Source organism: Aquimonas sp., assembly GCF_044377145.1.
Classification (GTDB): Bacteria; Pseudomonadota; Gammaproteobacteria; order Xanthomonadales; family Xanthomonadaceae; genus Aquimonas.
This window is the reverse complement of the sequence record NZ_JBILJQ010000160.1, coordinates 1-3,816: the sequence shown is the minus strand read 5'-3', so window position 1 is coordinate 3,816 and position 3,816 is coordinate 1. Positions and strand designations below refer to the sequence as shown.

Sequence of the window (3,816 nt, the reverse complement as noted above, 5' to 3'; positions counted from 1 at the left end):
GCGCACATGCGCCCGCCACCGCCACGCCTCCGAACACGCCATCGACCGGTCCTCCGTTGGGGAAACCGGAGACGGTCGGGAGAATCAGGTAAGGAAGGTAGGTGAGGTGGGCGGACGCTTACAATTCGCCTACGGCGGCGTATCGATGCACATCGGCGGACGCATGGCCGAGGTCGCCACGGGCGAGGACTGGCAGACGGGCTGGCAGCGCGAGCTGGGCGCCCCTCTCGGCATCAGCGTGATCAATTGGGAGGCCTTCGGCCCCACCACCAACTACATGATCGCCGGCGGCGCGCGCAGCAATCTGATGGACTACGGGCGTCTCGTACATCTGCTGCTGAACGAAGGCTGGGCCAACGGCCAGCGACTGCTGTCGCGCGACGCGGTATTCGGCTTCTGGCAAGACCGCGTCGGCGCGCTGCCGGTGATTGACCCGCCACCGACGGTCACCCTGCCGGTGCGCTATGGGCTGGGCAGCTGGATCGACGGCTCGCGCGCCGCCCCGCGCCCGCCGTTGATCCACAGCCTCGGCGCGTTCGGCTACTTCCCGTGGGTGGACTTCGAGGCCGGCCTGTACGGCGTGTTCATGATCCGCGGCCTGCCCGGCATCAACACCCGCGCCCTGCCCGTCTACCTCAACATGATTGCCGACATCCGCAGCGAGGTTGCCGTCAATAGCTGCACGGAGATCGAGCGCTTCAACGATGTGTTTGCTGATGTGCTCGAAGGACAGGGCGCGCCGTTTGGGGGGCACTGACAAGCGACGCCCCTGCTGCTTGCCGTCCGGTACATGGCTTCACTCACGCACAGATGCAAAGAGCCGCCCGTCACTGGGCGGCTCTTTGCTTTCCGCATCGCAACCAGTGATCAGAAGTCGTAGCTCAGCCGCGCGTACAGCAGTCGACCCGAACGCCCGAACGGCGAGTAGTTCGAATACGGGGTGTTGCCGGTGGTGTTGAGGCTGGCCGGCGAGGCATCCGGGTACTGGTCGAACACGTTCTCGGCGCCGATCGCCAGGCGCCACTGGTCGTTGAAGTCGACACGGCTTTCTAGGTCGACCAGAGTCTTCGGGCTGAGCACGAAGTCAGTGGCGGCGGTGGTGCCAGGCGACAGCACTTCACCGTAGCGGGTGACGCGCAGGGTGGCGCCGAAACGCTCCAGCGACCAGTCGACAATCGCGGCGAACTTGTTCTCCGGGGTGCCTTCCTCGAAGGTCAGCACATTGACCCGGTCGAACAGCGGGGGCGCCGGACTCAGTGCCGCCAGCGGCGAGGTGGTGGGAATGCGGGTGACCTCAGTTTCGTTGTAGTTGCCGAGCAGGGTGAAGTCGAAGCGCCCCGCGCTGTCTGCCTCCAGCGGCCAGTTGAGGACCACATCGATACCCTGGGTCTCAGTATCGACGCCGTTGATGAAGAAGCGTCCACCGCCGATGCCGACGAAACCGCGCGACTCGAGGAACGTGCGCACATTGGCCTGGGTCAGGTTCTCGCTCAACACGATGCGGTCGTCGATGTCGATCCGGTAGGCATCGACGGTGAGTGAGACATCACCGAAGTTGAACACCGCGCCCAGCGAGAAATTGACCGACTCTTCCGGGTCAAGCGCCTGCGCGCCGAGTGCGATCGCCACCGGGTCATTGACCGGGAAGGTGGTGATGTCGAAAGGCACGCCGTTTATGAAGTTGGTCGAGGTCGCGGTGAAGAACTGCTGCTGCGGCGACGGTGCGCGGAAACCGGTCTGGGCCGAACCACGCAGGGCGAAGCTCTCGGTGAAGTCGTAGCGCAGGGCCAGCTTGCCGGTGGCATTGCTGCCGAAGTCGGAGTAGTCCTCGAATCGAACTGCCGCCGAGCCGAGCAGCTGGTCGGTGATATTGGCTTCAAGATCCAGATACACGCCGAGCGCATCGCGGTCTTCGTCCACTTCATTGGCGGGACGGAAGCCGGGGAACACCTGCGAGCCGGACTGGGTTGGGCCGCCACTGGGCAGCCGCACGCCACCGTTGCGGTAGGAGTCCGGCTCGCCGGCGAAAATCGAATAGCTCTCGCGCCGGGCTTCCACGCCGGTCGCGATGTTCAGCGGCGAACTGAATGCGCCGACATCGACCGAGCGCACGCCGGAGAAGTTGAGCACCACCTGGTCATAGTCGAATCCGCCGGCGTCAAAGCTGGTCTTGCTGGCCGGGCCGAGCGAGCGGTTCAGCGTGTTCTCGATGGTGAAGGCCATCTCGTTGCGCCCCCACACCACCGAGCTGTCCATCGCCCATTCGCCGAGGTTCCACTGGTAGCCGACGGCCAGGCTGTAGTCGTCGACGTCGGGCGCGATGATCGGCAGGAAGCCGTTGGGGTAGATCTGGATGGTGTTGCGGTCGTCCAGCGCGCGGCGAAAGAAGCCGGCGGACTTGGCCTCGCGTCCCTGGTAGCTGCCCCATGCGTACAGGCGCCCGCCGCTGGCAAGATCGATTCCGGCGTTGCCGAACAGGGTCAGCTGCTCAAGATCCGGCTCGCCGTACCAGGCGTTGAAGCGCTCGACGCTGGCCTCACGAGGGTCAAACTGACCGTTCACCAGCGGGTACTGTTGGCGATAGTCGTAGCCGCCGCGCTCGGTGCGCTTCTGGTCCTTGTACTCGGCCGACAGGGTGATGAATCCGTCCTCGCCCAAGCCGAAACCACGCCAGCCGGACACCGTGGTGGTATCGCCATCGCTGCGATCGCGTGTGATCGAGCTGGGCGTCTGCCAGTTGGCGCCGGTCGGACCCGGCAGCACCGGCGTGGTGTAGCTGGTTTCGCGCACGCCGTAGGACACCGACGCAGAACCACCATCGCGCTCGTCGCGCAGCAGCACGTTCAGGACGCCGGCAATCGCATCGGAGCCGTACTGGGCCGAGGCGCCGTCGCGCAGCACTTCGATCGAGCGCACGGCGGCAGTCGGAATGGTGTTGAGGTCGACCGCCGCCGCACCCCGCCCCACGGTGCCGTTGACATTGACCAGGGCGGAGCTGTGGCGGCGCTTGGAGTTGACCAGCACCAAGGACTGATCCGGCGACAGGCCACGCAGGGTGGCCGGGCGTATCGTGTCGGTGCCGTCAGCGAGGCCCGGACGCGGGAAATTGAAGGACGGCAAGGCCACCGACAGCGCCTGATTCAGCTCGGGCGAACCGGAACGCTCAAGTGCGGCAACGCCGATGATGTCGAGTGGCGCCGCGGTATCAGTGGCTGAGCGGCCGGCGACGCGCGTGCCGGTCACCACCACGCGGTCCAGCTCACGGGGTAGATCGCCAGCGTCAGACTGCGCGGACACGTAGGCAGGTGAGACCAGTGCGAGCGCAATGGTGAGGGCAAGCGGTTTGTGCTTGAGGCTGTGCATGGATGCTGACTCCTGCTGACGGGTTCGGCTGGGCGGATTTGAGCGAGGCAGCACTCCGGCGCGATTGAGAACGTTCGCAGGCGGATGGCTTAACGGTTTTGCAACGCTATGCCTGATCCGGCATAGCCGTCAATCGTCGGCAGGCAATCGGTTGTTCCAGTTTGTCCGGATGTGCGCCGCAAGCGTCGCTACGACCGCTGGTGTGCGCAGGCGTTTAACTCGATAGAGCATAGGCTCGGGTGCCCGCCTTCAGCTGGAGCCTCGCCGTGCAGCGAATTCTTGTGTTTCTTCTCGCGAGCAGCTCCGCACTCGCCAACCCGTTCACCCGCCCTACGTGTCAACCTCCTACCCAACAGTTGTTCTCGGTTTTTATAGATAACAATTGTGGGGCGGTTTGAGGAGGTTTCAGTGAGCAAGGCAGGCATCGAAGTGGAGACAGATCCGCAGCTTGAA

At 64.7% G+C, this 3,816-nt stretch carries 2 protein-coding genes; one reads left to right on the top strand and one right to left on the bottom strand.

The genetic code is table 11. The annotated features are described in order from the left end of the window. Positions 1–757, top strand: a 757-nt coding sequence (locus ACIQ7H_RS22050) for a hypothetical protein (RefSeq protein WP_395795621.1), incomplete at its 5' end; no start/stop codon positions are given. Positions 758–867: 110 nt separating this feature from the next. On the opposite strand, the gene ACIQ7H_RS22045 is transcribed toward ACIQ7H_RS22050, so the two are convergent. Beyond that, positions 868–3,363 (bottom strand): TonB-dependent receptor plug domain-containing protein, encoded by a 2,496-nt coding sequence (locus ACIQ7H_RS22045; RefSeq protein ID WP_395795619.1) that lies wholly within the window; start codon positions 3,361–3,363, stop codon positions 868–870. Positions 3,364–3,816 lie beyond the last annotated feature (453 nt).